Source organism: Pseudomonas mendocina (assembly GCF_003008615.1).
Taxonomy (GTDB): domain Bacteria; phylum Pseudomonadota; class Gammaproteobacteria; order Pseudomonadales; family Pseudomonadaceae; genus Aquipseudomonas; species Aquipseudomonas mendocina_C.
This window is the reverse complement of record NZ_CP027657.1, coordinates 1,386,251-1,410,964: the sequence shown is the minus strand read 5'-3', so window position 1 is coordinate 1,410,964 and position 24,714 is coordinate 1,386,251. Positions and strand designations below refer to the sequence as shown.

The following is a 24,714-nucleotide window of genomic DNA, read 5'->3' as shown; positions in this document are numbered from 1 at the left end:
GTGTGGGAGGCGCTTTAGCGGCGACGGTCGCGGCTAAAGCCCCTCCCACGGTGCTTCAAGGATTTGCACCGCCTTGCCACTGCCGAGCCTGCCATGCACGACCTGCTAGCCGATTACCCGTCCCCCGCCGGGGCCTATCACGAACTGCTCGATGCCAAGGGTGGCGTGCGCCCGCACTGGCGCCGCCTATACGAGCAACTGGCACGCAGCCGCCCGGAGCACCTGGCGCAGCGCGAGGCCATGCTGGCTCGGCAGATCCAGGAGAACGGCGTCACCTACAACGTCTACGCCGACCCGGACGGCGCGGATCGCCCGTGGGAACTCGACCTGCTGCCCAACCTGATCCCGGCTGACGAGTGGCAGCAGATCGCCGCTGGCGTGGCGCAGCGCGCGACCCTGCTCAACCGTGTGCTGGCTGATCTCTATGGCCCGCAGAAACTGATCGCCGAAGGCCTGCTGCCGACCGAGCTGGTGTTCGGCCACAACAACTTCCTCTGGCCCTGCCAGGGCATGCAGGCGCCTGGCGGCACCTGGCTGCACCTGTATGCGGTGGATCTGGCCCGCGCGCCGGACGGTCGCTGGTGGGTCACCGCCGACCGCACCCAGGCACCCTCCGGCGCCGGTTATGCACTGGAGAATCGGCAGATCGTCTCGCGTGCCTTCCCCGAGCTTTACCGCGACCTGCGCGTGCAGTACCTGGCCGGCTTCTTCCGCACCCTGCAGGACACTCTGGCGCGTCAGGCGCCGAGTGGCGGCGAGACACCGCTGGTGGTGCTGCTGACGCCGGGACGCTTCAACGAGAGCTACTTCGAGCACCTGTACCTGGCGCGCCAGCTCGGTTATCCACTGGTCGAAGGCAGCGACCTGACCGTGCGCGACGCCACCCTCTACCTCAAGACCCTGGCCGGTCTGCGTCGCGTGCATGCGGTGCTGCGCCGCCTCGACGACGACTACTGCGACCCACTGGAGCTGCGCACCGACTCTGCTCTCGGTGTGCCCGGCCTGCTCGAGGCCGTGCGCCGTGGCCGCGTGCTGGTGGCCAATGCCCTGGGCAGCGGCGTGCTGGAATCGCCCGGTCTGCCCGGTTTCCTGCCGGCGATCAGCGAGCACCTGCTCGGCGAGGAACTGCTGTTGCCGTCCATTGCCAGTTGGTGGTGCGGCGAGCCGCCTGTACTGGACGAGGCGCTGGAAAAACTCGATGAGCTGCTGGTGCGCCCGGCCTTTCCCTCGCAAAGCTTTACCCCGGTGTTCGGCCGCGACCTGGACGAGACGCAGCGTACCAAGCTGGCCGCACGCCTCAAGCTGCGCCCCTACGCCTACGTGGCGCAGGCGCGGGCCAAGCTGTCACAGGCACCGGTGTGGGACGGCAGCGGCCTGCAACCGCGCGCCATTGGCATGCGCGTGTTCGCCGTGGCCAGCGCCGAGGGTTACCGGGTGATGCCCGGCGGCCTGACCCGTGTGGCCGGCGAAGCCGACGCCGAGGTGGTGTCGATGCAGCGGGGCGGGGCGAGCAAGGACACCTGGGTACTCGGCACCCGTCAGAGTGGCGGTGAGCCCTGGCAGACGCAGCGCACCCTGGGCACTGCCGACCTGGTGCGCAGTGACCCCTTCCTGCCCTCGCGGGTGGTGGAGAACCTGTTCTGGTTCGGTCGCTATGCCGAGCGCTGCGAGGGCAGCGCGCGGCTGCTGCGTATCATGCTGGCGCGCTACGTCGACGATGACGACGACCCGCAGGCACTACAGAGTGCGCTGGCATTGGCCGAGGAGCTGGGTCTGCTGGCCGGGGCGGAGGAGGGCGAGCTGGAGGCGCGCCTGCTGCAGGCGCTACTTGGCGGTGACTGGCCGGCCAGCCTGCGGGCCAACCTGCAGCGTCTGCAGTGGGCCGCTGGCAGCGTGCGCGGCAAGCTGTCCCAGGCCAACTGGCAGGCGCTGGTCGAGCTGCAGCGCGAGGCGCAGCTGCTCGAAGGCCAGCCGGCCGATTTTGGCGAGTTGCTGGATTTCCTCAACCGCCTGCTGATGTCACTGGCGGCGCTGTCGGGCTTCGCCCTCGACGACATGACCCGCGACGACGGCTGGCGCTTCCTCATGCTCGGCCGCTACATCGAGCGCCTGCAGTTTCTCTGCGACAGCTTCGCCGGCTTCCTGCGCAGCGGCTCGGCCACCGATCAGTCGGCGCTGGAGTGGCTGCTGGAGCTGGGCAACAGCAGCATCACCTACCGCACCCGCTACCTGGCCTCGGCGCAACTGATCCCGGTACTCGACCTGCTGCTGCTGGACGAGCAGAACCCGCATGCGGTGATCTTCCAGATGCGCACCCTGCTGCATTCGTTGCAAGGCCTTCACGAGCGCTTCGAACTGCCGGCCGAACGCTACCTGGTCTATCTGGAGCAACAGTTGAGCGCCTTCAGCCTGGCCAGCCTGGAAAACCCGCTGTTCGGCCCCGGCAGCACTCGCGCGGTGCTCGAAGGCCTGGCCGATCTGCTGGTGGCCATCAGCGAAGCCGCCGGTGCGGTATCCGATCACCTTGGGCTGCGCTTCTTCGTCCATGTCGACGTCAGCCAGCGGACGCAATCCTCATGAGCAGTGCGCTGTATCAGGTTCTTCACGACACCTATTACCGTTACTCGGCGCCGGTTTCCCTGGCCCAGCAACTGGCGCACCTGTGGCCGCGCGAATGCCCCTGGCAGCGCTGCCACGAACATGAACTGCGCATCGATCCGCAGCCCTGCCAGCGCCGCGACGGCCTGGACGTATTCGGCAATCCGCTGACACGGCTGGTGTTCGAGCGCCCGCACGAGGCACTGAGCGTCAGTGCGCGGTTGCGCGTCGAGGTGCTGGCGCGGCCAGCGCTGGAACTGGATGATTCACCGAACTGGGAAGCTGCCTGCGCCGCCCTCAGCTACAGCGGCAAGCCCATGGCGCCGGCACTGCTGGAGGCGGCGCGCTATCGCTTCGAGTCACCCTATGTGCGCCTGAAGCAGGTGTTCGCCGAGTACGCCGATGACTGCTTCACGCCGGGGCGCCCGTTGTTGCAGGCCGGCCAGGCGCTGATGCAAAAGATCTTCGACGAGTTCAGCTTCGATGCCGAAGCCACTCAGGTGGCCACACCGCTGTTGCAAGTGTTGGAGGAGAAGCGTGGGGTTTGCCAGGACTTCGCCCACCTGATGCTTGCCTGCCTGCGCTCACGCGGTCTGGCGGCGCGTTACGTCAGCGGCTACCTGCTGACTCAGCCGCCACCCGGTCAGCCGCGACTGATAGGAGCGGATGCTTCGCATGCCTGGGTGTCGCTGTATTGCCCGCGTCAGGGCTGGGTGGACTTCGATCCGACCAACAACGTGCGTCCAGCGCTGGAGCACATCACCCTGGCTTGGGGGCGGGATTTCTCCGATGTCTCACCGCTGCGTGGGGTGATTCTGGGCGGTGGCAGTCACGACCCGGAAGTGCAGGTCACGGTATTGCCACTGGGGTGAGGAGATCCCAGCCATGGCGATGAAGGCCATGGCTGGGACTTGGCCGCGCTGGAGCGTCAGTCGGCCAGTTTCAGGCTGCCTTTCATCATCGAGTAGTGGCCGGGGAAGGAGCAGAAGAAGCTGTAATCCTCGCCCGCTGCCAGCTTGCTCACGTCGAAGGTCACCGAGGTGCTCTCGCCGCCGCCGATCAGGTCGGTGTGAGCGACGACACGCTCGTCGCCGGCCTTGAGGTAGCTGGCATCGGGGCCGGCGGGGATGCCATCGGTGGCGATACCGGGCATGTCGGCGGTCTTGCTCAGCACCCAGTTATGGCCCATGGCCGTCTTGGGCAGGGAGCCCGTGTGCTTGAGGTTGACGGTGAAGGTCTTGCAGCTCTTGCTTACGGAGATGGCCTGGGTGTTGAAGGTCATCTGATCCGTCGACTCGACGTCTACCGAACATTCGGCGGCCAGCAGAGGTGTGCTGGCCAGTCCGAGCAGAGCCATCAGTGCCACGTTACGCAACATCATGTTTCCTCCAGATTCCATTGAGTCGGTCAGGTTTTTCGAGAGTGGCACAGCCGCGGCCTCTGTAGAGTGCGACCGAAGGTCACGGTGGTTATCCAGAGAAACTGTGGATAAGTGTGTGCGCAAGGTCTGAAAAGCTGCGATCAGGCCGCTGGTTTCGGGCTTTCTGGGCGGTTGGTCAGCTTTCGCGCAGGGCGCTTGGCGCACCTCACGTCAGACAAAAAGTCCTTTGTAATGAAATGCTTCGCTTAGGCCAGCGACGGTTCATCAAGGTGCATGCAGGCTTCTGGCGCTATCCCCAGAAGCTGTGGAGGAGCCTGTGGACAAGGTTGGGGAAAGTCGCGCTGACTGGCGCCCCTTGGGAGGCGCCAGGTGCTGGTTGAAAAATGATCAGTTACCGCGCAGGGCCTGCCAGATACGCTGCCCCAGGCTGACCAGCGGCAGTGTCAGCAAGCCTGCCAGTACGCCGAACAGCGCATTGAGCAGCGTGGGAACCAGCAGCGACAGCAACTGCCCGGCATCGCGCGCTACCCACTCGGCGGTGTGGTGTACGGCCGCCTCTACTGGCGGCAGGCCATGGCTGAGGATGCCGCCGCCAACCATGAACATGGCGGCGGTACCGACTACCGACAGGGTCTTCATCAACCAGGGCGCCAGGCGCAGGATGCCGCGACCGCAAGCCTGGGCGAAGGCATTGGTGCGCTGGCTGAGGTAAAGCCCGGCGTCGTCCAGCTTGACGATACCGGCGACCAGGCCATAGACGCCAATGGTCATCACCAAGGCGATGCCACTGAGCACCAGCACCTGATTGAGGAAACTGGCGGCGGCGACGGTGCCGAGGGTGATGGCGATGATTTCCGCCGAGAGGATGAAGTCGGTGCGTACGGCGCCGCGAATCTTATCGCGCTCGAATGCCACCAGGTCGACCTCGGGGTTGGCGATGGCCTGCAGACGCGCTTGCTTGTCGTCTTCCTCATGGCGGTGCAGCAGCTTGTGCACGAGTTTTTCGGCGCCCTCGTAGCAGAGGAACAGGCCGCCGAGCATCAGTAGCGGCACGACCAGCCAGGGCGCGATGGCGCTGATCAGCAGAGCGGCGGGAACCAGGATCGCTTTGTTGAGCAGCGAGCCCTTGGCCACCGCCCAGACCACCGGCAGTTCGCGGTCGGCACGTACGCCCGTGACCTGCTGGGCGTTAAGCGCGAGGTCGTCACCCAAGACGCCAGCGGTCTTGCGCGCGGCGATCTTGGTCATGGTGGCGACGTCGTCGAGTACGGTGCTGATATCGTCTATCAGGGCGAGCAGGCTGCTTCCGGCCATGTTGCGGCTTCCGTGGGGAGAGAAGCCGCAGAGCGTAGCATTGTGTTACATCCCTGCGTACAGGCTCAGACGGGCGAGCGATCCACCCATTTCGGCGCTACGCTGGGGCGCCATTCGCTCAGGGCATCGAGCAGGTGCTGGGGGCTGCCTGCGATCTGCAACATCTCGCGGTGTTGCGGGCGGACGAAGCGCTCGGTGACCAGATGATCGAGGAAATCGCCGAGTTTGCTGTAGAAGCCGTTCACTTCCAGCAGGCCCAGCGGCTTGGCGTGGTAGCCGAGCTGGCCCCAGGTCCAGACCTCGAACAGCTCTTCCAGGGTGCCGAGGCCGCCGGGCAGGGCGATGAAGGCGTCGGCCAGTTCGGCCATGCGCGCCTTGCGCGCGTGCATGCCGTCCACCACTTCCAGGCAGGTCAGGCCGCGGTGGCCGATCTCGGCACGCTCCAGACTCTGCGGGATGATGCCGATTACCTCGCCACCGGCATTGAGCGCCGCGTCGGCAACCACGCCCATCAGGCCGACGGCGCCGCCGCCGTAGATCAGGCGAATGCCGCGCTCGGCCAGGTGCTGACCCAGCGCTTCGGCAGCTTCGCGGTAGATGGGACTGGCACCGGGGCTGGCACCACAGAAGACGCAGAGGCTACGCAGGGACATGGACGGACTCCTTGGCTGAATGCGCCAAGGGTAACCAGCCGCTGCGCTGCCACCAAGTGTCAGTGCAGCGTATCAATGCCGCAGGTGGCACAGGCGTAGCTGGCGAGCAGTTGCTTGAGCAGGTCGTTGAGGTGCATGGCGCGGCTTCCTGACGCAGGGACATGCTGTTCAGGCTAGTCCCGTTGCGGACTCTGCGCCGTTAGATTGTTTCGATGATGGCGATAGCCCCAGTGCGATCAGACCAGCTCCATCGCACTCATGCCGGCCAGACCCAGCAGCACCACGCCACAGGCAGCGTAGGTCAGGCGGTGCCAGAGTAGCGAAGCGGCGCGGCGGAACCAGTCCACCAGGCCGGCGCAGATGAAGCACCAGAGTATCGACGACACCATGAAGCCGGCGAAGAACACCGCCAGGTGCATGGGCGTTGGCTGAGCGACGCCGATGGCGGCCATCGCACCCCCCATGGCGGCCCAGTAGACGATGTTCTGCGGGTTGGTCAGCGACAAGGCCGCGCCGGCGGCGAAGGCACTACTGGCGGCGACCTGCCCATCGTCACTGGGTTGCGGCGGGCGATGGGCATCGCGCAGTGACTGATAGCCGAGCCAGGCCAGATAGAGGGCGCTGGCCAGCGTCAGCGGATAGCGAATCTGCGCGCTGTCGAGCAACAGGGCCAGACCGGTGAGGCCGAGTGCGGCCCAGGTGGCGTCGCCCACCAGCGAACCGATCTGCACCAGCAGCGCAGGTCTGTAGCCGTCACGCAGACCGCGGCGCAGGGTTTCACTGAACACGGCACCGGGCGCGGCATTGAACACGAAGCCGAGCAGCATGGCGGCGAGGAAGAAGCTGAACATGGAGCGTCCTTACTAGGCAGAGAAAAGAAGGCTAATTCGCTTAGCAGGCAACATGCCAGCCTGGAAAATAAAGTTTTCCACGAAGCCTGTGGGAATAGTTGTGGATAAGCTGGTAGCGGCTGTCTACCGGGCCGTATTGATGCCGTTCTCAGCATTCTGGTGAAGTTTTGAGCAGTGGTGTTTTTCCTTTATGCACAAAGGGTTGACAGAAATTATCAGGGCTGTTGATGAGTCGTCAGCTTGTCCACGGTAGCTGTGGGTGATGCTGTTGATAACTTCTGTACGCCTCGTTGTAGCCCTTTATTATCAGGCGATTCAGCGGTTTGGCGTTTTTTTGATCAAGCCGTTGGGGGCGCTGCGCAGGTGGTGGATGACGCGCGTTTGTCCAGTATTTTTTCTGGCAGTGCAGCGCTGGGCGCAGATTATCCCCTGAATCTGTTGATGATCCTGTTGATAACCTGGTGATGGTGTCCGCTGGGGGGGCGTCGTGATCAGCTTTGGCCGCGCAGTGTGCCTACTCTTCAGTCAGGGCGCCGAGCTGGGTGGAGCGCCCGAGCAACTGCAGCGCGCGATCCGGATAATCGGTGATCAGGCCATTGACGCCCATCTCCAGCAGCTGACGCATGCTGGGTTGCTCGTTGATCGTCCACAGGTGTACCCGCAGGCCGCGTGCCTGGGCATTGCGAACCAGACGAGGCGTCGCCAGGTTCAGGCCGCTATGCTGCTGCGGAATCTGCAGCACGGGGTAGGACGGCGATAGCAGGTCGCTCAGCCCCAGCCAGTTGAGGGCCAACAGCAGGCGCACCGAAACCGGCCCGCCAGCAGTCGCGACCTCTGGGCAGAGTTGGCGAAAACGCTGCAGGCTGCGTTCATGAAAACTGGCCACGATGACGCGGTCGAGCTGGTCGTAGGCCGCCAGCATCTCGCAGAGCACTGCCTCCATGCCGACATCGGGCACCTTGATTTCGAGCGCCTTGGGGATCAATGGAAAGCGCTCGAACACCTCTGCCAGCGTAGCGATGCGTGTGCCCTGGCCACGATAGGGATAGCTCTGGCCGCCATCAGCTGTCCATTTGTAGCCGGCGTCGAGCGCTTGCAGTTCGGCGAGGCTGAAGTGCGCGACCGGCCCCTGGCCGTTGGTCGTGCGTTCCAGCGTGTCATCGTGAATCACCACCAGCCGGGCGTCCTGGCTCAGGTGTAGATCCATTTCCAGCATGTCGACGCCGAGGGCGGCGGCCCGTTCGAAGGCGAACAGGGTGTTCTCGGGCCACAGGCCCATGCCGCCGCGATGGGCGATCACCAGAGGGCGTTCGCCCAGATCCTTCAATACCGCGGGCATGCTCGCTGGGCGGCTGGTCAGCGCCAGTACCAGTGCGACGATGCCGATCAGCAACAGTGGAACGATCAGAAATCGGGTGAGGCGCAGCATGGGCAGAGTCTCGAAACCGGTTCGGGACTTTGTGCCCCACTACAGATGCATTGGCAAGCATTGCGGCTGAAGGAGGAGGGCACGACGCGCCCAGCGCAGTATTGGCGGTGGGCGAGTCGGGGGCGGTGCGCATGGCGCACCCTACGGGGGTAGGGTGCGCTACGCGCACCACGGCGGCCGCGATGGGCTGCGAGTCTTCAGCTGGCCAGCAACCAGACGCCAGTCGCTGCCGAGGCCGCACCAGCGATACGCACCAGCGGCGCCGCCGCTTGCGGCAGGAAACGCACCAAGGCGAAGCCGATAGCGTGCAGCGCCGTGGTGGCGACGATGAAGCCGACGGCGTAACCGAAGGGGCTGGCCAGATCTGGCAGCTCCAGGCCATGGGCGACGCCATGGGTAAGGGCGAAGAGGGCGGTCAGCGCCATGGACACCGTCATCGGCAGGCGCGCTGCCACGGCCACCAGCAGGCCGAAGGCCAGAACCGAGCCGGCGATACCGGTTTCCATCAGCGGGATTTCCACGCCGGCGAAGCCGAGAAGGCCACCGACCAGCATGGTGCCGACGAAGGTCACTGGCAGCGCCCAGCGCGCCGCACCGCTCTGCTGCGCGGCCCACAGGCCGACGGCGAACATCGCCAGCAGGTGATCCAGGCCGAACACTGGGTGGGCCAGGCCGGCCATGATCCCGGAATCGCCATGTCCTGGGTGGGCGAAGGCCAGTGCCGGGGTGCAGAACAGAGCGATGGCGTAGAGGGTTTTGCGCAGATTCATAGAGGTCTCCTTGAGGGGAATCAGGCCGCGGTGAGCATGCCCTGGCGTTCGATGAAGGCGATGATCTCGTCGAGACCCTGACCGACTTTCTGGTTGCTGAAGACGAAGGGCTTGTCGCCGCGCATCTTCAGGGTGTCGCGTTCCATGACCTCCAGCGAGGCGCCGACCATGGGTGCCAGGTCGACCTTGTTGATCACCAGCAGGTCGGATTTGCAGATACCGGGGCCGCCCTTGCGTGGCAGTTTGTCGCCGGCCGATACGTCGATCACGTAGAGGGTCAGGTCGGACAGCTCGGGGCTGAAGGTGGCGGACAGGTTGTCACCGCCGGACTCGACGATGATCAGGTCGAGGCCGGGGAAACGACGGTTGAGCTGTTCCACCGCTTCCAGGTTGATCGAGGCGTCTTCGCGGATGGCGGTGTGCGGGCAACCACCGGTTTCCACGCCGATGATGCGCTCGGGCTCCAGCGCCTCGTTGCGTACCAGGAATTGGGCGTCTTCCTGGGTGTAGATGTCGTTGGTGACCACGGCGATGTTGTAGCGCTCGCGCAGGGCGCGGCACAGGGCCAGGGTCAGGGCGGTCTTGCCGGAGCCGACCGGGCCACCGATGCCGACACGCAGGGGTTGGCTGTTCATTTTCAGGTTCCTCGTCAGGAGCGGAAGAGACGTGAGTACTGGCGCTCGTGCGCCATGCTCGCCAGGGCCAGGCCGAAAGCGGCGCTGCCCCAGTGTTCGGGGGATAGGGTGGCGGCCTGACGCTGGGCCGCATCGAGCTGCGGCAGCAGCCGGCTGGTCAGGCGTTGGGCGGCTTGCTGGCCCAGCGGCAGCACCTTCATCAGCACCGCGAGCTGGTTTTCCAGCCAGCCCCAGAGCCAGGCAGCGAGGGCGTCGTCCGGGGTGATCTGCCAGGCACGCGCGGCCAGTGCCCAGGCCAGCGCCAGGCCAGGTTCGTCCTGGGCTGCAAGTGCTTCACGCGCCGCCTCGTCCAGTTCGGGCAGACCTGCGAGCAGTTGCCTGAGCGAATAGCCCATCTGCCGGCTTTCCAGCGCCAGTTCGCGTGTCTCGCGGCTGGCGCGGTGTTGTTCGGCAAGCTCCTGCAGGCGTGTCCAGTCGCATTCGTCCGCTGCACGGCAATGCGCAAGCAGCAGCGGTGCTTCGAAACGGGCGAGGTTCAGCTGCAACTGATCGACCAACCAACGTTCGGCGCTGCTTTCGTCATGCACCAGGCCGCTGTCGATGGCCCACTCCAGGCCTTGCGAGTAGCTGTAGCCGCCAATGGGCAGCTGCGGGCTGGCCAGGCGCAGCAATGCCCAGGCCGGTTTCATGCCCAGGCCTTGGTGCGTGCAGTCGACGTGGTTCGGCTCACTTGCGCACACCGAACTGGTGCAGGCGCGGGCCGTAGTTGAATTCCTCGTCGCCATGATGGGAGTGGTGATGACCACCGCCATAGGCGCCCTGCTCGGGCTGGTAGGGGGCCTCGACGGCTTCGACCGTGGCGCCGAGTTGTTCGAGCATGGCCTTGAGCACGTAGTCGTCGGGCAGGCGCAGCCAGCCGTCGCCCAACTGCAGGGCGACGTGGCGGTTACCCAAGTGATAGGCAGCGCGCATCAGCTCGAAGGGGCTGGCGCAGGTGACGTGCAACAGGGGTTCGGGCTTGGCGCGCACGCGCACGACACGGCCGTCCTTGGCTTGCAGGCATTCGCCATCGGCCAACGCGGCCTGACCGCGTTCGAGGAACAGGCCGACCTCCTCGCCATCGATGGTGAAGCAGCGCAGGCGACTTTTGCTGCGCGCCTCGAAGGTCAGTTCCAGTTCGGTATCGAAGGCGGCCTGTGGCGCGATTCGGGAGTGGATCACCAGCATGCGTATCTATTCCGGAGCAATATGCCCGGAAATAGTGCAAGTGGCTTGCCAAGGCGCAAGCGTGCCGCAGCGCGGCGCATTTCGGCGGCCTGTGGATAACTTGGCGGGATGGTCAGGATTTATTTGGTGCGTTTCTGTTGGTGATGCACGATTGTGGTGCGCTTTAGCTGGGAGGCTTACCCAGACCCAGCCAATGCTTGCCACCCACCATGATGAAGCGCAACTGCTGGATGATCTTGGCTTCGGCGCTGAGATGCGCGGGCAGGGATTCGGCGGGCGGGTCGATCAGTTCGGGCAGGGTGGCGAACACGGTCTTGACCACCAGATCCGAAACCACATCGAGCGCTGCATCATCGAGGTGCGGCATGCGGTTCATCAACTTGAGGTCGGCGGTCAGATCGCTGGTGATGCGCTCGCGCAGAGCTGCGATGGCCTGGCGTACGGGTTGTGAACCGCCGTACTGCTCGCGGGCGAGGAACAGAAACTGGCCGTGGTTGGCGGCGACCTCGGCCAGGAAGATGCGCACCGAGGCGTCGATCATGCCGCGCATCTCGAACTCGTGGCGGCGCACCTGGCGAATCGCCGCGCGGAAGGTCTCGCCGACTTCCGCCACCAGTGCCAGGCCCAGTTCGTCCATGTCGGCGAAGTGGCGATAGAAGCCGGTCGGCACGATGCCGGCGACGCGCGTCACTTCACGCAGGCTCAGGCTGCCGAAGCCGCGTCCACTCTCCATCAGGGTGAGCGCGGCGTCCATCAGGGCCTGGCGGGTCTGCTGCTTCTGTTCGGAGCGTGGTGTCATGCGAAATCGGGTCATTGAGTGAAGGCGCACTCTAGCAAATGCGGGCAGAGAGCGTCGAACCGCAGCATGTATTTCAGTGAACAAGTGTTGACTGAGTGTCGGGTGCCTGCGAGCATTGTGAACACTTGTTCACTGGAGATTGGCGATGGCCTTGCTTCCTCTGTCTCTTGCTCGGCGTCTAGACGCTTTGCTGCAGCCTTTGCGCTATCTGTGCAGAAATGGCTGGCTGCGCGAGGGCGATGTCGATTTCTTCCTGCGGCTCATTCATCCGGTATTGCGCCTGAACCGGATATTGGCGCATGTCGAGGCGCGGCGCTGGGTCGCCGAAGACATGCTGGCGCTGACCCTGCGCTGCAATGGCAATGCCCGTGGCTGGCGCGCCGGACAGCATGTGCAGCTCTATCTGGAGCTGGATGGTGTAAGGCATGGGCGCAGTTACAGCCTGACTGCGGTGAGGCACGATGGTTGTATCGAGCTGGCGATCAAGCGCCATCCCGGCGGCCGTATGTCCAATACCTTGCTCGATCGGCTCGAGGTGGGCCAGGTGCTGGAGTTGGCGGCGGCCTTTGGCGAGTTGCAGTGGCCGAGCGATGCCCGGCCGGTGTTGCTGGTCGCCGCCGGTAGCGGCATTACGCCGCTGCTTGGCCTACTCCGCGATGCCCTGGCGCGTGGTTTCAGTGCGCCGGTGATGTTGCTGCATCAGGTGCGTTATCGCGCCCAGCGTGCCTATGTCGAGGAGTTGCAGACGCTGGCTGAACGTCATCCCAATCTGCAACTGCGCTGGGCATTGAGTGGAGAGGGCGGTGAACGGCTCAGCGCGACGGGCCTGGCGCAACTGCCGGGTGCTCATCTGCTGGGCTGTGGCCCTCAGGGTTTCGTCGAGCAGTTGCGGCAGTGGTGGTTGGCGGGCGAGCGGGACGGCAGCCTGCAACTGGAAAGTTTCACCCCCCTGCGTGCGGTGCCTGTCGAGGAGGGCGGTGAGGTTCGTCTTGGCTTCGCTCGCAGCCGCCAGCAGGTATCGGGCAACAGCGCCTTGAGTCTGCTGGAGCAGGCCGAGGCCAACGGCCTGCGCCCTGCGCATGGTTGTCGGCAGGGCATTTGCGCCAGCTGCACCTGCACGTTGCTGGCGGGCACCGTGCGCGATCTGCGCAGCGGCGCGTTGTTTGCCGAGCCTGAGCAGCCCATTCGTCTGTGCGTCAGCGCCCCGCATGGGGATGTGGAGATCGACCTGTGAATACCCGTCCTGATCGTGAGTTGAATGCCGCCGAGCTCGACGCATTCGGTAGGGAACTGGACACGCTGCGCCAGCGCACTCTGGCCAATCTGGGCGAGGCCGATGCCCGCTACATCCGCCGAGTGCGAGGTGTTGTGCGGCTGTGCTGCTGGAGTGGCCGTGCGCTGTTGATGCTGGGCTGGTTCCCGCCAACCTGGCTGCTCGGCACCTTGCTGCTAGGCCTGGGCAAGATTCTCGAGAACATGGAGCTGGGCCATAACGTGATGCATGGCCAGTACGACTGGATGAACGACCCGGAATTCACCGGGCGCCAGTATGAGTGGGACATCGTTGGGCCGGCCGATTTCTGGCGGCACACCCACAACCACATCCATCACACCTACACCAATGTGCTGGGTATGGATGACGACGTCGGCTATGGCGTGGTGCGTTTGTTCCCGGAACAGCGCTGGAAACCCTTCTATCGCTGGCAGCCACTGTGGGTAACGATCCAGGCACTGCTGTTCCAGTACGCCGTGGCGATCCAGCATCTGCGTCTGGACAAGCTGGTCAAGGGGCGTATCAGCAAGGAAGAAGTGCGGCCACTGGTGCGTCAGTTCGGCGCCAAACTGGCGCGGCAATGGGTGAAGGATTATCTGGTATTTCCGTTGCTCGCCCTGCTACTCGGTGCCAATGCTCTGGCCGTGCTGACAGGTAATCTGGTGGCTAACCTGCTGCGTAACCTGTGGACGTTTCTGGTGATCTTCTGCGGGCATTTCACCGAAAAGGCGGCGGTGTTTGCGCCCGAAATTCTCGAAGGGGAAACGCGTGGGCACTGGTACCTGCGCCAGTTGCGCGGCTCGAGCAACCTCTCCGGCGGGCCGCTGCTGCATGTTCTCACCGGCAACCTCAGCCATCAGATCGAGCATCACCTGTTCCCGGATCTGCCGGCGCGGCGTTATGCCGAGTTGGCGCGCGAGGTACGTCTGATTGCCGAGCGTTATGGCCAGCACTACAACTGCGGGACATTACGGGGTCAGTTCTGGACGGTGCTGCGGCGGGTCTGGATCTATCGTTTGCCGGTTGCTGGGTAACAGAAATGAAAAAGCCCAGCTCGTGCTGGGCTTTGGAGATGGGTCTGGCTTCAGACCACTTTGTTACGCTCGATCATGCGATCGATGACACGGTCAGAACCGCCGTCAGCAACGAGGTTGGCGTTGTTGCGCTCGATCATGTGTTCGATGACACGATCAGAACCACCGTCAGCAACGAGGCTGGCGTTGTTGCGTTCGATCATGCGCTCGATGACGCGATCAGAACCACCGTCAGCAACCAGGCTGGCGTTGTTGCGCTCGATCATGCGTTCGATAACGCGGTCGGAACCGCCATCAGCGACGACGTTGCTCTTGTTGCGGTCGATCATGCGATCGATGACGCGATCAGAACCACCGTCAGCAACCAGGCTGGCGTTGTTGCGCTCGATCATGCGTTCGATGACGCGGTCGGAACCGCCATCGGCGACGACGTTGCTCTTGTTACGGTCGATCATGCGATCGATGACACGATCAGAACCACCGTCAGCAACCAGGCTGGCGTTGTTGCGCTCGATCATGCGCTCGATAACGCGGTCGGAACCACCATCGGCAACCGTGCTAAGGATGCTGGATTGCTGGCTGTTGTCTTTGGCTTCACCAGCCAGAGGTGCCGGTGCGCTGCTTGGCAGGGCAAAAGCGCTGGTGGTCAGGATGCTCAGGGCCAGGGCGGTCAGGGTCAGTTTGGTTTTCATGTCGGTGTCTCCCGTGTGGAGTCAGAAAGTGGCTACGGGATGAATTGTTGAGGACATGGCCGCAGATAAGAACTTGACTGACCTGATAGTGAACATCGATGCCCTCAATACTTGATTAGAGGGCTCTAGGACGTGGCTTCTGGTGAGCCATCAAGCACGCATCGGGGCGTTCTCATGGTGTCGCGCAGGGGCTCGGGCGCGCGTATGCTTGGCGACTTTTGCTGGGGCGTCATCGATTCGTGCCCTTTTTGCAGTACACCGGAGGCTGGTTCACCGATGCTCGCGGCACAGGCAATTCTGCCGATTTTCGCTCTGATCGTTCTTGGCTACCTGTTGGGTTGGCGCCAGTGGCTCACGGCTGAGTCGGCGTCTGGGCTGGCCAATATCACCTTCAAGCTGTTCATGCCGACGCTGCTGTTCGCCGGCATCGCCAAGGCTTCGCTGGCCGAAGGCCTTTCGCCGATGTTGCTGTTGGCCTACTACCTGCCGGTGCTGCTGGTATTCACTCTGGTCAACGTGCTGGCCCATTGGCGTCGAGGCAGTGCTTCACCGCTGGGGCTGGTTGCGGCGTTCTCCAACAACGTGCTGGTGGGCATCCCGCTGATTGCCAGCCTGATGGGGGCCGATGGGCTGGTCTATGTCTTTGCCATCCTGGTGCTGCACAGCCTGACACTGTTCTCCCTGCACAGTTTCTATGCCGCCTTCGGCAGCCAGGAGCGCGTCGACGGCCGCGCATTGCTGAAGAACCTGGCCAACCCGATGATCATCGGCCTGCTACTGGGCGCGCTGCTCAATATCTCTGGGCTGGTGGTGCCGGACAGTCTCTGGCGTGTGGTCACCTGGCTGGGACAGGCGGCCTTGCCCTGTGCACTGATCGTGCTCGGCGCGAGTCTGTCGCGCTATCGCCTGCGTCCGACGACCGAGGCCTGGGGGCTGACTTTCGCCAAGCTGGCGCTGTTCCCGAGCTTGGTCTGGCTGTTGAGCGGTCTGCTGCCAGGATTGAACGACTCCGCGCGTACGGTGCTGGTGCTGCTGGCAGCCTGCCCCAGCGGAGTCAATGTCATGGCGTTCTGCCGCACGGCTGAGGACAACCGCAGCGTCAGCGCCGCGATATCGCTGTCGACCCTGTTGTCGGCGCTGACGCTGCCGTTGTGGATGACGGGGATGGGCCTCTGAAGGCCCGCGCTTTGCGACCCTGAACGGGGGAGAGGGATCAGTCTGAGATGATCTGGCTGAAGCGCAGCAGATAACCATCCGGATCCTGCAGCATGAACTGGCGCACTTTCAGCAGTTGGGCCCCTGCCTGGTAGGACACGTCTTCCAGCGGCAGCCTCGGGCGCTGGTCTGACTGCAGCAGCCGCTGGTGCAGCCGTTCAATGTCATCCACGGTTATTTGCAGATTGATGCCCCTGCCTAATGGTGCATCGAGTGGGCCGACGACCCAGGGATCATCGCTGTCCAGGTTGTCGGCAATCTGCTCCAGCATGAGCGCCGCCTCTCCCAGGCCAATCGCGACGAACCCCTGCTCTACACGCTCGAACAGAACCTTGAAGCCCAGCAAGTCGCAATAGAAACCAAGGCTGGTGGACAGGTTGTGCACCAGTAACTCCGGGGTCAATGCAGGCAAGGGCCGGGACATGGCTTTACTCGTCAGCCTCAGCTGCTTTCAGCGCTTCGAGCGACGGTGCGGCGTAGATACCCACCTCGACCGCCAGTTCCATCACCCGTTGCAGGTCGTTGGCATACACCAATACGGCTTGCAGCTCGTCATCCAGCGGCTCGCTTAGATCCACCAGTACATAGCCGCCGGTTTCCGGTGACAGCGCCGAGAGCTGTACCTGGATGCGATTGAGTGCCTTGAGTGGTTCGGTCTTGGCCAACTGCTTGGGCTTGAGCACGAACTGCACCTGTGGGCCGAAGGACTCGGTGATGTGCTGGAACAGCTCTTCATAGCTGTCGGCCTGGAACAGCACGGTTTCCGGCAGGCTGCCGATGACCACCCATTCGCCCAGAGGAATGGGGAAGTCGTCGTCGTAGTTGATATCCGGGTTGGCAGCCAGGAAGGCGGTCGGATCGGCATAAGCCTGCGCGGCCTCGTCAGCGATGCGCGCGATTTCGTCCTCGGGCAGGCAGCCGGAGCTTATCTTGGCGATCAGTTCTTCCAGCTGGGCTTTCATCGGGTGGTTCCTCGGGATGGACTTGGGGCAAGAATATTATCGCCTGGGTAGGGTGCGCTGTGCGCACCAGAGCATCGGTAATCGGTGCGCATGGCGCACCCTGCGCTCTGAACAATCATTCACCGTCACTCCCGCACAGGCGGGAGTCCAGTGTTGTTATCGTTTTGGGTTCCCGCCTGCGCGGGAACGACGAAAGAATACATCAGCCGTAGCGCTTCTTGGCTTCGATGGCCAGACCGCTGCCAATACTGCCGAAGGTGTTGCCTTCCACGCTGCGGGCATTCGGCAGCATGGCCGCCACGCTCTGGCGCAGCGCGGGTACGCCGCTGGACCCGCCGGTGAAGAACAGGGTGTCGACCTGGTCGGCACTGATACCGGCATCGGCCAGTAGCTGATTCAGGCTGGCGCGGATGCGTTCCAGCAGTGGCTCGATGGCGTTCTCGAACAGGGGGCGGGTCAGCTCGGCGACCAGGCCCGGTTCGACGCGCGACAGATCAATCGGGCGTGCGTCCTGTTCACTGAGGGCGATCTTGCTTTCTTCCACCTGCATCGCCAGCCAATGCCCGGCGCGCTGTTCGATCAAACCGAACAGGCGGTCGATGCCGGTGGCGTCGACGATGTCGTAACGCATGTTCTGCAGGGCGAGCTGGGTCTTCTGCGCGTAGAGCGCGTTGATGGTGTGCCAGGTAGCCAGGTTGAGGTGGTAGCTGGTGGGCATGAAGGCGTCGCTCTTCATCCGGCTGCCGTAGCCGAACAGCGGCATCACTCCTGCCAGCGACAACTGCTTGTCGAAGTCGGTACCGCCGATGTGTACGCCGCCGGTGGCGAGAATATCGCCCTGGCGCTCGGCCAAGTGATGGCGCTCAGGCGCCAGGCGCACCAGGGAGAAGTCCGAGGTACCGCCGCCGATGTCGACGATCAGCACCAGCTCCTCGCGATCCAGCCCCGACTCGTAGTCGAAGGCCGCGGCGATGGGTTCGTACTGGAACGATACGTCCTTGAAACCAAGCTTGTGTGCGACGGCCACCAGGGTGTTCTGCGCCTCCTGATCGGCCACCGGGTCATCATCGACGAAGAATACCGGGCGGCCCAGTACCACTTCCTCGAAGGGCCGTTCGGCCTGGGCCTCGGCGCGCTTCTTCAACTCGCCGATGAAGAAACCGAGCAGATCCTTGAACGGCAGGGCGCTGCCCAGCACGGTGGTCTCGCTCTTCAGTAGCTTGGAGCCCAGCAGGCTTTTCAGCGAGCGCATCAGGCGGCCTTCGTAGCCTTCCAGATACTCGTGCAGGGCCAGACGACCATAGACCGGGCGGCGCTCTTCGGTATTGAAGAAGATCACCGAGGGCAGGGTGATCTTGCCGTCTTCGAGTACCAGCAGACTGTCCTCGCCGGGGCGCAACCAGCCAACGGTGGAGTTGGAGGTACCGAAGTCGATGCCGCAGGCGCGGGCGGGAGTGGAAAAGGACATGGTGCAGGCCGCCAGAAAAATTACCGGGAAAAATGACGACGTCGCATCGCGACGACCCGGAAGGTGACGGCCCGTTACAGGCGGCCGGCAAAAACGGCCGCGTATTCTATGTCAGAGCGACGGTTTGCGCCGCTCTTTCGCGCAGGATCAGGATGGTAGGTCGATGTTCTCTTCGCGCTTCTGTTTCCACTGCGACCACTCAAAGCCCAGTACCACCAGCAACGACAGGGCGAAGGGCAGCAACAGGTAGAAGACGCGGAACACGATCAGTGCGGCGAGTACGTCGGCTGCGGGAATTTCCGGCAGGGCGGCGAGGAAGGTCACTTCCAGTACGCCAAGACCTCCTGGCGCATGTGACAGCAGAGCCAGGGAGAAGGAGGCGAGGAACACGCCGAGCACCACCAGGTAGCCCGGATGATTATCGGCCGGCAGGGCGAAATAGATGATCGCCGCAGCGCACAGCAGCTCCAGCGGGCCTGCCAGCAACTGGCGGCCAACGATGGGCAGGCGTGGGTATTCAACGTGCAGCTTGCCCAGTGTCCAGGGTTTGAACTGGCGCCAGGAGCCGAGTACGTAGAGGGCGACCAGTGTCAGCAGGGTCGAACCGATGATCATGGAAATCAGCGGTGTGACGTCGATCACGCGGTGGATCAGGTCGGGTTGGGCGATCAGTACGCAACCACTGGCGAAGATGGTGCCAAGTGCGAAAGTGAAGGAGCAGAACACGATCAGGATACCGATTTCCTGCGGTGTCAGTCCTTTGGTGCGATAGGCCCGATAGCGCACCACAGCACCGGAAAATACCGAGGCGCCGATATTGTGGGCCAGGGCGTAGGTGGTAAAGGAACAGAGGGTGATGAAGCGCCAGGAAATCTTTCGGCCCAGGTGGGCGACGGCGATGCGGTCGTACCAGGCCAGTGCCCAATAGGCACCGAGCGTGGCGCTGGCTGCCAGCAACCAATTGGTGTGGCTGATCGCGCGCAGGCTGTCAGCAATCTCGTCGAGGGAGATGTTGCGCAATTCGCGGTAGAGCAGGAAGCAGGACAGCACTACGGCGCCAAGACCAATCAGCGACCAGATCAGATCGCTGCGTTTCAGTTTGGGTTTGGCTTCAACAACGGACACTGCAACTCCTCACTCGATAGGCCCATGAGGCGGTGAAGACGGGCCGTACGCCCCTATCGAGGCTACTGTTCATCGGCTTTGTGGGCCGGTTATGCGGGCGCGCGGACGTGTCATGCCCGCTCAGCGCGCTGCGCAGTATCACGGAGGCGCGGCAGATGCTCAACCGCTATGCGCATTTGCGGCGTTACCGAGTATGTCCTCGCAGGGGGTGTGGATATCCGCGAGCGAGGATTCACACCCAGGCCAGTGTGATTGCGGCCAGTACGGCATAGCGTCCGGCCTTGGCCAGGGTGACGATCAGCAGAAAGCGCCATAGGGGTTCGCGCATCACGCCGGCCACAAGGGTCAGCGGATCGCCGATCACTGGCATCCAGCTTAGCAGCAGTGACCAGCGGCCATAGCGGGCATACCAGGCCTGCGCCTGTTGCAGGCGTGCGTCGCTGACAGGAAACCAACGACGCTGACGATAGTGTTCGAGGGAGCGCCCGAGCAGCCAATTGACCCAGGAGCCCAGTACGTTGCCGGCGGTGGCGACCGTGAGCAGCGTCCAGGTGGCATGAGCGCCGCCGAGCAGCAGCGCCACCAGCACGGCCTCCGATTGCAGGGGCAGCAGGGTGGCGGCGAAGAACGCGGAAAGGAACAGGCCCAGGTAGGCGGAGGTGGCCAGCATGGGGTCAGTCGGTCAGGACTGGCGTTCCTGGGGATTGGCCATGATCTCTTCCAGGCTGAGTCCGGTCAGGCCGTTAATGGTTTTCCACAGGTAGTAGAAGATGGTCATCAGCATGATCATCGACGGAATGGCGATCATCGGATAACTGAGCAAGGTCATGCGCCCGAGTTCGTCGTTGAAGGCCTCGGTGCCGGCCGGGCTGATCACGATCCATTTGGCCAGCACGTAGTTCATGAACGAGGAGAAGAAGAAGGTGCCGCTGAGCCAGTAGGTGGCGCGCATCAGCCGTGTTTCGAAGTGCTCGACATGGCCGCCCTGTTCCAGACGTTCGTGAATCTTGTCGACATTGAGCACCGATTTGTTGAACAGCAAAGTACGAATCAGCGGATAACGGGTTCGAGTCGAGACCAGCACGGCGATGCCGATCAGGCCGGGGATCAGTGCTTCCTTGACGGCCAGCCACTGGGTATCGAGTTTGAGCAGACCGATACCGCCGGTCAGCGCGACGCTGATCAGGCCGAGCAGTGCGATGAAGTTGAACTTGCGGTACTTGATCAATTCGAACGCGCCCCAGGCCAGGGGGAAGGCCAGTGCCAGGATCAGCGCGCCGTCGGCCCCCAGGCGGTGCTCGCCACTGAGCTTCATCAGGATGAAGGAGGGAATCAGGATGCTGATGGCCAGATCGATCAGAGGGCGGGGCTTGTGCGTCGGGGTACGGCTGTCTGTAGTGGCGGTCATAGCGGCTGGAGTCTGCGTAGGAGGCCAGATGATCGCCTGCCTGGCGCGCCAGAGCTAGTCCGACCGTCGGCGTCGAGTGTGAAAAAGTATGAGTCGACAGCTTGGCGACAGGCGCCATGGCCTTGTGGGGTGATGCTAAAGTGATGGCGTGGAGTGGGAGTTCAGCATGCCAAGAGTCATCTCCTTTTTCTGCCTGCTGTTGGGCGTGGCTGCACTGACACCAGTGCCGGGCTGGGCGCGTGACTGTGTCGGCCTGGTGCCGGCTGGCGCTTCGGCGTTCTGGACTGAACTGGAGGCTGGTGCGCGCCGGGCTGTGGAAACGCTCGAGTTGGATCTATACACCCGTGGCCCCAGCCAGGAGGGTAGCGTCGAGGTTCAGTTGCAACTGATCGAGCGGGTCGTCGCGCGTGGTTGCAAGGCGCTGGTCATCGCGCCAGCCGGTGAGGCTATTGCGGGGCGAGTCGCCGCGTTGCGCGAGCAGGGTATCGCCACGGTTTACGTTGACCGTGATATCGGCGGTGAAGGGGCCTACGCCCTGGTGGCTACCGACAACTTCCTCGCCGGGCAACTGGCCGCAATGCAGTTGGCAGAACTGCTGGGTGGTCAGGGCCGGGTCGCCTTGTTGCGTCTGCGGCAGAATCTGCACTCGACGCAAGAGCGCGAGCGTGGATTTCTCATGGCGGCAGAGGCTGCTGGTTTGCAGGTGGTATTGGATGCCTACCTGGGCGATGACCGGCAGAGCATTGCCGATGCTCTCGGTGAGCGGCTATCGCAGCTCGATGGTCTGTTCAGCCCCAACGGCACCAGCACCCGCGCTACGCTGGCAGCCTTGCGCCAACTGGGCAAGGCTGGACAACTGAAATTTGTCGGCTTCGATGGCGGTGACCTGTTATTCGAAGCGCTGCAGGAGGGGCAGATTCAGGCTCTGTTGCTGCAGCAACCACAGGCCATGGGTGAACAGGCGGTGCGCCTGGCCTACAGGGCCTTGCGCGGTGAGCCCGCGGCCTCGCGTTTTGAATTGCTGTTGGAGCCGAAGGTGTTGCAAGGCACGGATCAGGCAGGGCACGCCGTGCCAGAGCGGTCTTGGTGATGGACGAGTCAGCCATTTATGATCACTGCCGTGGGCGTCCTGAATGGGCTGTAGGGTGCGCTGTAGACGGTGGCGAGCGATGATCAGGATGTGCTGGGCCGGTGTTCTGTGGCTGCTTTGCAGCCTGAGCATGACCCTGTGCGCCAGCGAGTTGCGCCTGTATACCGAAGACTACCGACCATTGAGCTACTTCGAAGAGGGCAAGCCGGGCGGCATGGCTGTGGCAGTGGTCGACGAGCTGATCCGGCGTACGGGCGAGTCCGCACGTATTGAAATGGTGCCCTGGACGCGTGGCTATCATCAGGTGCGCCAGCAAGCCGATACGGCACTGTTCGCTACCGTGCGCACGCCACCGCGCGAGGCTTTGTTCCAGTGGGTCGGGCCGATTACACGCGGTCAGACGCGTTTCTATAGCCTCAAGGATTCTGCTGTCAGCATCGGCAGTCTGGAGGAGCTGCGGCAGGTCGGGGTTCTGGCGGTGCCCAAGCAGTGGTACAGCTACGAGTTGCTGGCCGAGCAGGGGCTGGACAATCTCTATGGTGTACCGACTCCGCAGGACATGCTGCGCATGTTCCGCCATGGCCGGGTCAAGCTGCTGCTCGCCGACACCCTGATGCTTGACGGCATGCTGGCGGAACAGGGCATGCGCGCCGAGCAGCTGCAGGAGCAGTTCGACCTGATGCCCAGTGATTCCTATATCGCCTTCTCCCCCCAGACCGACCCCGAGCGCGTGGCGCGCTGGCAGCAGGCATTGCAGCAGATGCGTCAGGACGGCAGCCTGGAGCGACTTTATCGGTACTGGTTTCCGACTGCCGACGAGCAGACCATTGCTGATTTGCTCAATGTCGATTGAGCGGCCTGCGGATCGCCTACGTGCTTGCTAGTCTGCACTGATGGGAGGGGGTGGATGAAGCATCAGGTGCTGTGCTCGTTGTTGTCCTGCTGGCTGGTCGCGCTGTGTCCGCCGGTGCTGGCCGAGTTGCGCCTGTTCACCGAAGCAGCACCGCCCATGAGTTTCATGCGCGATGGTGAACTGAGCGGTCTGTCGGTGGAGGTCGTCAGAGCCCTGCTGGCGCGAACCGGTGACAGCGCCAGTATCGAGTTGCTGCCCTGGACGCGCGCAATGCATCTGGTTCAACAGCAGGCCGACACGGCTTTGTTTTCCACCGTGCGTACGCCGGAGCGTGAAGGAAAATTCCAATGGGTGGGGCCCATCGTGGTTGGCACTACCAGCTTCTACTCGCTGAAATCTCACGGTCTGAGTATCGATAGCATGGCGCAGGCAGCTGCCACCGGGCCGCTGGCGCTGCCCAAACAGTGGTATACCTTCGAGATTCTTGGCGCCCATGGATTCGACAATCTCTACGGTGTGCCCAGCTCCAAGCAGATGATGACCATGCTCAAGCATGGTCGGGTGCAACTGATTGCCACCGAAGATCTGACGCTGGCCGGCGAGTTGGCCAGTGTCGGATTGAGGCCCGCCGATGTCACCGCGCACTTGCCGTTCATGCGTTCGGCCTATTACATCGCCTTCTCGCTGCCCACTTCGGCCGAGCGGGTCGCGCGCTGGCAACAGGCGTTACGGCAGATACACGAGGACGGCAGCCTGGCTGCCATTCTCCAGCGCTGGCTACCGCAAGCCGAATTGCCGCCGCTGCAGCCGTAGCGAGTGATCCTGCTGATCGCTAACCTGTGACCTTCCTCCTCGTCGAATTTCCTCCATGCCTCGCACGCCACCCTCACTCGATCTTGCCAGCCGCGCCCGCTTCTTCGAGCACCTGTGCGTGATGGAGCGGGCAGGTGTGCCGGTGGAGCAGGCATTGGCCAGTATTCAGTTGGGGGCTCGTCACGAGCAGGCACTCAGGCGCTTGCGGCAGTCGGTGGCAGCGGGGCGTGACCTGGCGAGTTCTGGCCAGTTGAGTGGCGTATTCACGCCACTGGAAACCGCCCTGCTGCGCGCAGGCCAGGAGGCCGGAAACCTGGCACTCATACACGAGCAATTGGCGCAGCGATACGCTGTCCAAGCACGGCAAACCAGTGAACTCAAGGCGCGCTTGCTGATGCCGGCTGGCGTGCTGATTCTGGCGCTGATGGTCGAACCGCTCCCGGCGCTGGTCGGTGGTGCGCTTGGGTTGGGTGGATACCTGGCTGCTGTGCTGCTGCCGTTGTTCTGCCTGCTGATCGTGTATGTCGCTACCCGTGGTCTGTGGCGTCGCTGGCAGTTGCGGCGGGGTGCCGAACCAGGGTGGATCGATGATCTGCTGCTGTCCCTGCCGCTACTCGGCAGCCTGCAGCGCCGTGCGGATCTGCGCAATTTCTGCGACAGTCTGGGGTTGTTGCTGGAGGCGGGCATGCCGGTGCTCGATGCGTTGCCGCGCGCTTGCAGTACCTTGAGCAACCCTCGTCTGCGGCGGGATTTCGCCAATCTGGCGCCGCGGGTCGCCGCCGGACAGTCACTGACGCGTGCCTTCGATGCCCTGCCTCTGCCGGGGAAAGCCATGCTCGTCGCGGTTCTCAATACCGGTGAGGCGACCGGCCGACCAGGAGAGGCGCTGCTACGTTTCGCCCGGATACAGGCGCAGCAGCTGGCCGCGAGCCAGCAACTGCTGGCGACCTGGCTGCCGCGCCTATTCTACCTGGCGGTAGCCGGGTGGATGGCGCATAGCCTGCTCACAGGGGCTGGGTTCTTTCCCATGCTGCCCGAGGGGCTGGCTGGCCGATAATTTGCTGGTCATCGATCACGTCGATGAGCTGAAAGCTGGGCGCAAGTGCCTTGCGCTAGGATTCGCC

The 24,714-nt window shown here is 63.5% G+C and carries 27 protein-coding genes; 10 read left to right on the top strand and 17 right to left on the bottom strand.

Translation table 11 applies throughout. From position 1 onward, the window contains the following. The first annotated feature begins 93 nt into the window (after positions 1–93). Both C7A17_RS06600 and C7A17_RS06595 read left to right on the top strand, forming a co-directional pair. Positions 94–2,580 carry a circularly permuted type 2 ATP-grasp protein gene (locus C7A17_RS06600; protein ID WP_106737272.1) on the top strand — a complete coding sequence of 829 codons (2,487 nt, stop codon included), beginning with the start codon at positions 94–96 and terminating at the stop codon, positions 2,578–2,580. Next, positions 2,577–3,470, top strand: coding sequence for a transglutaminase family protein (locus tag C7A17_RS06595; RefSeq protein WP_106737271.1), 894 nt, complete (start codon positions 2,577–2,579; stop codon positions 3,468–3,470). Before C7A17_RS06600 ends, C7A17_RS06595 begins: the two co-directional genes overlap by 4 nt. 56 nt (positions 3,471–3,526) lie before the next feature. Here the strand turns inward: C7A17_RS06595 and azu are convergent, their stop codons facing one another. From azu to C7A17_RS06575, 4 genes are all read right to left on the bottom strand, one after another. Then, positions 3,527–3,976 carry an azurin gene (azu, locus tag C7A17_RS06590; protein ID WP_106742776.1) on the bottom strand — a complete coding sequence of 150 codons (450 nt, stop codon included), beginning with the start codon at positions 3,974–3,976 and terminating at the stop codon, positions 3,527–3,529. Positions 3,977–4,366: 390 nt separating this feature from the next. Continuing rightward, complete coding sequence (locus C7A17_RS06585; RefSeq protein ID WP_106737270.1) at positions 4,367–5,293, bottom strand: DUF808 domain-containing protein; 927 nt, start codon at positions 5,291–5,293, stop codon at positions 4,367–4,369. A gap of 65 nt (positions 5,294–5,358) precedes the next feature. Continuing rightward, complete coding sequence (locus tag C7A17_RS06580; protein ID WP_106737269.1) at positions 5,359–5,946, bottom strand: LOG family protein; 588 nt, start codon at positions 5,944–5,946, stop codon at positions 5,359–5,361. Between the two features lie 236 nt (positions 5,947–6,182). Next, on the bottom strand, positions 6,183–6,797 hold the full coding sequence (locus C7A17_RS06575; protein ID WP_106737268.1) for a LysE family transporter: 615 nt from the start codon (positions 6,795–6,797) through the stop codon (positions 6,183–6,185). A 240-nt stretch (positions 6,798–7,037) separates the two neighbouring features. Here C7A17_RS06575 and C7A17_RS26720 point away from each other — a divergent pair, with 240 nt between their 5' ends. Next, positions 7,038–7,262, top strand: a complete 225-nt coding sequence (locus C7A17_RS26720; RefSeq protein ID WP_158704643.1) for a hypothetical protein — start codon at positions 7,038–7,040, stop codon at positions 7,260–7,262. Between the two features lie 49 nt (positions 7,263–7,311). On the opposite strand, the gene C7A17_RS06570 is transcribed toward C7A17_RS26720, so the two are convergent. The 6 genes from C7A17_RS06570 to C7A17_RS06545 all read right to left on the bottom strand — a co-directional run bounded on the left by C7A17_RS06570 (position 7,312) and on the right by C7A17_RS06545 (position 11,657). After that, the gene (locus tag C7A17_RS06570) at positions 7,312–8,226 is read right to left on the bottom strand and encodes a glycerophosphodiester phosphodiesterase (RefSeq protein WP_106737267.1); all 915 of its coding nucleotides are present in this window, start codon (positions 8,224–8,226) and stop codon (positions 7,312–7,314) included. Positions 8,227–8,423: 197 nt separating this feature from the next. Then, positions 8,424–8,996 (bottom strand): HupE/UreJ family protein, encoded by a 573-nt coding sequence (locus C7A17_RS06565; RefSeq protein WP_106737266.1) that lies wholly within the window; start codon positions 8,994–8,996, stop codon positions 8,424–8,426. A gap of 20 nt (positions 8,997–9,016) precedes the next feature. Beyond that, positions 9,017–9,631 (bottom strand): urease accessory protein UreG, encoded by a 615-nt coding sequence (ureG, locus tag C7A17_RS06560; protein WP_013713893.1) that lies wholly within the window; start codon positions 9,629–9,631, stop codon positions 9,017–9,019. A 14-nt stretch (positions 9,632–9,645) separates the two neighbouring features. Beyond that, entirely contained in the window at positions 9,646–10,320 is a 675-nt protein-coding gene (locus C7A17_RS06555; RefSeq protein ID WP_106737265.1) for an urease accessory protein UreF, read from the bottom strand. A gap of 37 nt (positions 10,321–10,357) precedes the next feature. Then, positions 10,358–10,858, bottom strand: a complete 501-nt coding sequence (gene ureE, locus C7A17_RS06550) for an urease accessory protein UreE (RefSeq protein WP_106737264.1) — start codon at positions 10,856–10,858, stop codon at positions 10,358–10,360. 163 nt (positions 10,859–11,021) lie between these two features. After that, entirely contained in the window at positions 11,022–11,657 is a 636-nt protein-coding gene (locus C7A17_RS06545) for a TetR family transcriptional regulator (RefSeq protein WP_106737263.1), read from the bottom strand. A gap of 145 nt (positions 11,658–11,802) precedes the next feature. Here C7A17_RS06545 and C7A17_RS06540 point away from each other — a divergent pair, with 145 nt between their 5' ends. Both C7A17_RS06540 and C7A17_RS06535 read left to right on the top strand, forming a co-directional pair. Next, positions 11,803–12,891, top strand: coding sequence for a ferredoxin reductase (locus C7A17_RS06540; protein WP_106737262.1), 1,089 nt, complete (start codon positions 11,803–11,805; stop codon positions 12,889–12,891). Next, positions 12,888–13,964 carry a fatty acid desaturase family protein gene (locus tag C7A17_RS06535; protein WP_106737261.1) on the top strand — a complete coding sequence of 359 codons (1,077 nt, stop codon included), beginning with the start codon at positions 12,888–12,890 and terminating at the stop codon, positions 13,962–13,964. The genes C7A17_RS06540 and C7A17_RS06535 overlap by 4 nt, the downstream gene beginning before the upstream one ends. 50 nt (positions 13,965–14,014) lie before the next feature. On the opposite strand, the gene C7A17_RS06530 is transcribed toward C7A17_RS06535, so the two are convergent. Then, the gene (locus C7A17_RS06530; protein WP_106737260.1) at positions 14,015–14,656 is read right to left on the bottom strand and encodes a DUF4148 domain-containing protein; all 642 of its coding nucleotides are present in this window, start codon (positions 14,654–14,656) and stop codon (positions 14,015–14,017) included. Between the two features lie 276 nt (positions 14,657–14,932). On the opposite strand from C7A17_RS06530, the gene C7A17_RS06525 reads away from it, so the two are divergent. Next, the gene (locus C7A17_RS06525) at positions 14,933–15,832 is read left to right on the top strand and encodes an AEC family transporter (protein ID WP_106737259.1); all 900 of its coding nucleotides are present in this window, start codon (positions 14,933–14,935) and stop codon (positions 15,830–15,832) included. 37 nt (positions 15,833–15,869) lie between these two features. Here C7A17_RS06525 and C7A17_RS06520 read toward each other — a convergent pair whose 3' ends face one another. The 6 genes from C7A17_RS06520 to C7A17_RS06495 form a co-directional block, all read right to left on the bottom strand. Further along, the gene (locus C7A17_RS06520) at positions 15,870–16,256 is read right to left on the bottom strand and encodes a bleomycin resistance protein (RefSeq protein ID WP_234035893.1); all 387 of its coding nucleotides are present in this window, start codon (positions 16,254–16,256) and stop codon (positions 15,870–15,872) included. A gap of 43 nt (positions 16,257–16,299) precedes the next feature. After that, positions 16,300–16,833, bottom strand: coding sequence for a hypothetical protein (locus C7A17_RS06515; RefSeq protein ID WP_106737257.1), 534 nt, complete (start codon positions 16,831–16,833; stop codon positions 16,300–16,302). A 202-nt stretch (positions 16,834–17,035) separates the two neighbouring features. Beyond that, positions 17,036–18,301 (bottom strand): Hsp70 family protein, encoded by a 1,266-nt coding sequence (locus tag C7A17_RS06510; RefSeq protein ID WP_106737256.1) that lies wholly within the window; start codon positions 18,299–18,301, stop codon positions 17,036–17,038. A gap of 147 nt (positions 18,302–18,448) precedes the next feature. Then, a complete protein-coding gene (locus tag C7A17_RS06505) occupies positions 18,449–19,426 on the bottom strand; it encodes a lysylphosphatidylglycerol synthase transmembrane domain-containing protein (RefSeq protein WP_106737255.1) in 978 nt (325 codons plus the stop codon). Between the two features lie 232 nt (positions 19,427–19,658). Next, positions 19,659–20,096 (bottom strand): YqaA family protein, encoded by a 438-nt coding sequence (locus tag C7A17_RS06500; RefSeq protein WP_106737254.1) that lies wholly within the window; start codon positions 20,094–20,096, stop codon positions 19,659–19,661. A 12-nt stretch (positions 20,097–20,108) separates the two neighbouring features. Continuing rightward, positions 20,109–20,834, bottom strand: a complete 726-nt coding sequence (locus C7A17_RS06495; protein WP_106737253.1) for a VC0807 family protein — start codon at positions 20,832–20,834, stop codon at positions 20,109–20,111. A gap of 166 nt (positions 20,835–21,000) precedes the next feature. Between C7A17_RS06495 and C7A17_RS06490 the strand changes: the two genes are divergently transcribed. The 4 genes from C7A17_RS06490 (at position 21,001) to C7A17_RS06475 (ending at position 24,647) form a co-directional block, all read left to right on the top strand. Continuing rightward, positions 21,001–21,924, top strand: a complete 924-nt coding sequence (locus C7A17_RS06490; protein WP_106737252.1) for a substrate-binding domain-containing protein — start codon at positions 21,001–21,003, stop codon at positions 21,922–21,924. Positions 21,925–22,012: 88 nt separating this feature from the next. Continuing rightward, the gene (locus C7A17_RS06485; RefSeq protein WP_394337069.1) at positions 22,013–22,777 is read left to right on the top strand and encodes a substrate-binding periplasmic protein; all 765 of its coding nucleotides are present in this window, start codon (positions 22,013–22,015) and stop codon (positions 22,775–22,777) included. Positions 22,778–22,831: 54 nt separating this feature from the next. After that, a complete protein-coding gene (locus tag C7A17_RS06480; protein ID WP_106737250.1) occupies positions 22,832–23,590 on the top strand; it encodes a substrate-binding periplasmic protein in 759 nt (252 codons plus the stop codon). Positions 23,591–23,645: 55 nt separating this feature from the next. Further along, a complete protein-coding gene (locus C7A17_RS06475) occupies positions 23,646–24,647 on the top strand; it encodes a type II secretion system F family protein (RefSeq protein WP_106737249.1) in 1,002 nt (333 codons plus the stop codon). Positions 24,648–24,714 lie beyond the last annotated feature (67 nt).

Bases quoted from the DNA above. Each gene is read 5' to 3' on its own strand.
- C7A17_RS06600 (WP_106737272.1), top strand. From the start codon at position 94: ATGCACGACCTGCTAGCCGATTACCCGTCCCCCGCCGGGGCCTATCAC.
- C7A17_RS06595 (WP_106737271.1), top strand. From the start codon at position 2,577: ATGAGCAGTGCGCTGTATCAGGTTCTTCACGACACCTATTACCGTTAC.
- azu (WP_106742776.1), bottom strand. From the start codon at position 3,976: ATGTTGCGTAACGTGGCACTGATGGCTCTGCTCGGACTGGCCAGCACA.
- C7A17_RS06585 (WP_106737270.1), bottom strand. From the start codon at position 5,293: ATGGCCGGAAGCAGCCTGCTCGCCCTGATAGACGATATCAGCACCGTA.
- C7A17_RS06580 (WP_106737269.1), bottom strand. From the start codon at position 5,946: ATGTCCCTGCGTAGCCTCTGCGTCTTCTGTGGTGCCAGCCCCGGTGCC.
- C7A17_RS06575 (WP_106737268.1), bottom strand. From the start codon at position 6,797: ATGTTCAGCTTCTTCCTCGCCGCCATGCTGCTCGGCTTCGTGTTCAAT.
- C7A17_RS06570 (WP_106737267.1), bottom strand. From the start codon at position 8,226: ATGCTGCGCCTCACCCGATTTCTGATCGTTCCACTGTTGCTGATCGGC.
- C7A17_RS06565 (WP_106737266.1), bottom strand. From the start codon at position 8,996: ATGAATCTGCGCAAAACCCTCTACGCCATCGCTCTGTTCTGCACCCCG.
- ureG (WP_013713893.1), bottom strand. From the start codon at position 9,631: ATGAACAGCCAACCCCTGCGTGTCGGCATCGGTGGCCCGGTCGGCTCC.
- C7A17_RS06555 (WP_106737265.1), bottom strand. From the start codon at position 10,320: ATGAAACCGGCCTGGGCATTGCTGCGCCTGGCCAGCCCGCAGCTGCCC.
- ureE (WP_106737264.1), bottom strand. From the start codon at position 10,858: ATGCTGGTGATCCACTCCCGAATCGCGCCACAGGCCGCCTTCGATACC.
- C7A17_RS06545 (WP_106737263.1), bottom strand. From the start codon at position 11,657: ATGACACCACGCTCCGAACAGAAGCAGCAGACCCGCCAGGCCCTGATG.
- C7A17_RS06540 (WP_106737262.1), top strand. From the start codon at position 11,803: ATGGCCTTGCTTCCTCTGTCTCTTGCTCGGCGTCTAGACGCTTTGCTG.
- C7A17_RS06530 (WP_106737260.1), bottom strand. From the start codon at position 14,656: ATGAAAACCAAACTGACCCTGACCGCCCTGGCCCTGAGCATCCTGACC.
- C7A17_RS06525 (WP_106737259.1), top strand. From the start codon at position 14,933: ATGCTCGCGGCACAGGCAATTCTGCCGATTTTCGCTCTGATCGTTCTT.
- C7A17_RS06515 (WP_106737257.1), bottom strand. From the start codon at position 16,833: ATGAAAGCCCAGCTGGAAGAACTGATCGCCAAGATAAGCTCCGGCTGC.
- C7A17_RS06510 (WP_106737256.1), bottom strand. From the start codon at position 18,301: ATGTCCTTTTCCACTCCCGCCCGCGCCTGCGGCATCGACTTCGGTACC.
- C7A17_RS06500 (WP_106737254.1), bottom strand. From the start codon at position 20,096: ATGCTGGCCACCTCCGCCTACCTGGGCCTGTTCCTTTCCGCGTTCTTC.
- C7A17_RS06495 (WP_106737253.1), bottom strand. From the start codon at position 20,834: ATGACCGCCACTACAGACAGCCGTACCCCGACGCACAAGCCCCGCCCT.
- C7A17_RS06490 (WP_106737252.1), top strand. From the start codon at position 21,001: ATGCCAAGAGTCATCTCCTTTTTCTGCCTGCTGTTGGGCGTGGCTGCA.
- C7A17_RS06485 (WP_394337069.1), top strand. From the start codon at position 22,013: ATGTGCTGGGCCGGTGTTCTGTGGCTGCTTTGCAGCCTGAGCATGACC.
- C7A17_RS06480 (WP_106737250.1), top strand. From the start codon at position 22,832: ATGAAGCATCAGGTGCTGTGCTCGTTGTTGTCCTGCTGGCTGGTCGCG.
- C7A17_RS06475 (WP_106737249.1), top strand. From the start codon at position 23,646: ATGCCTCGCACGCCACCCTCACTCGATCTTGCCAGCCGCGCCCGCTTC.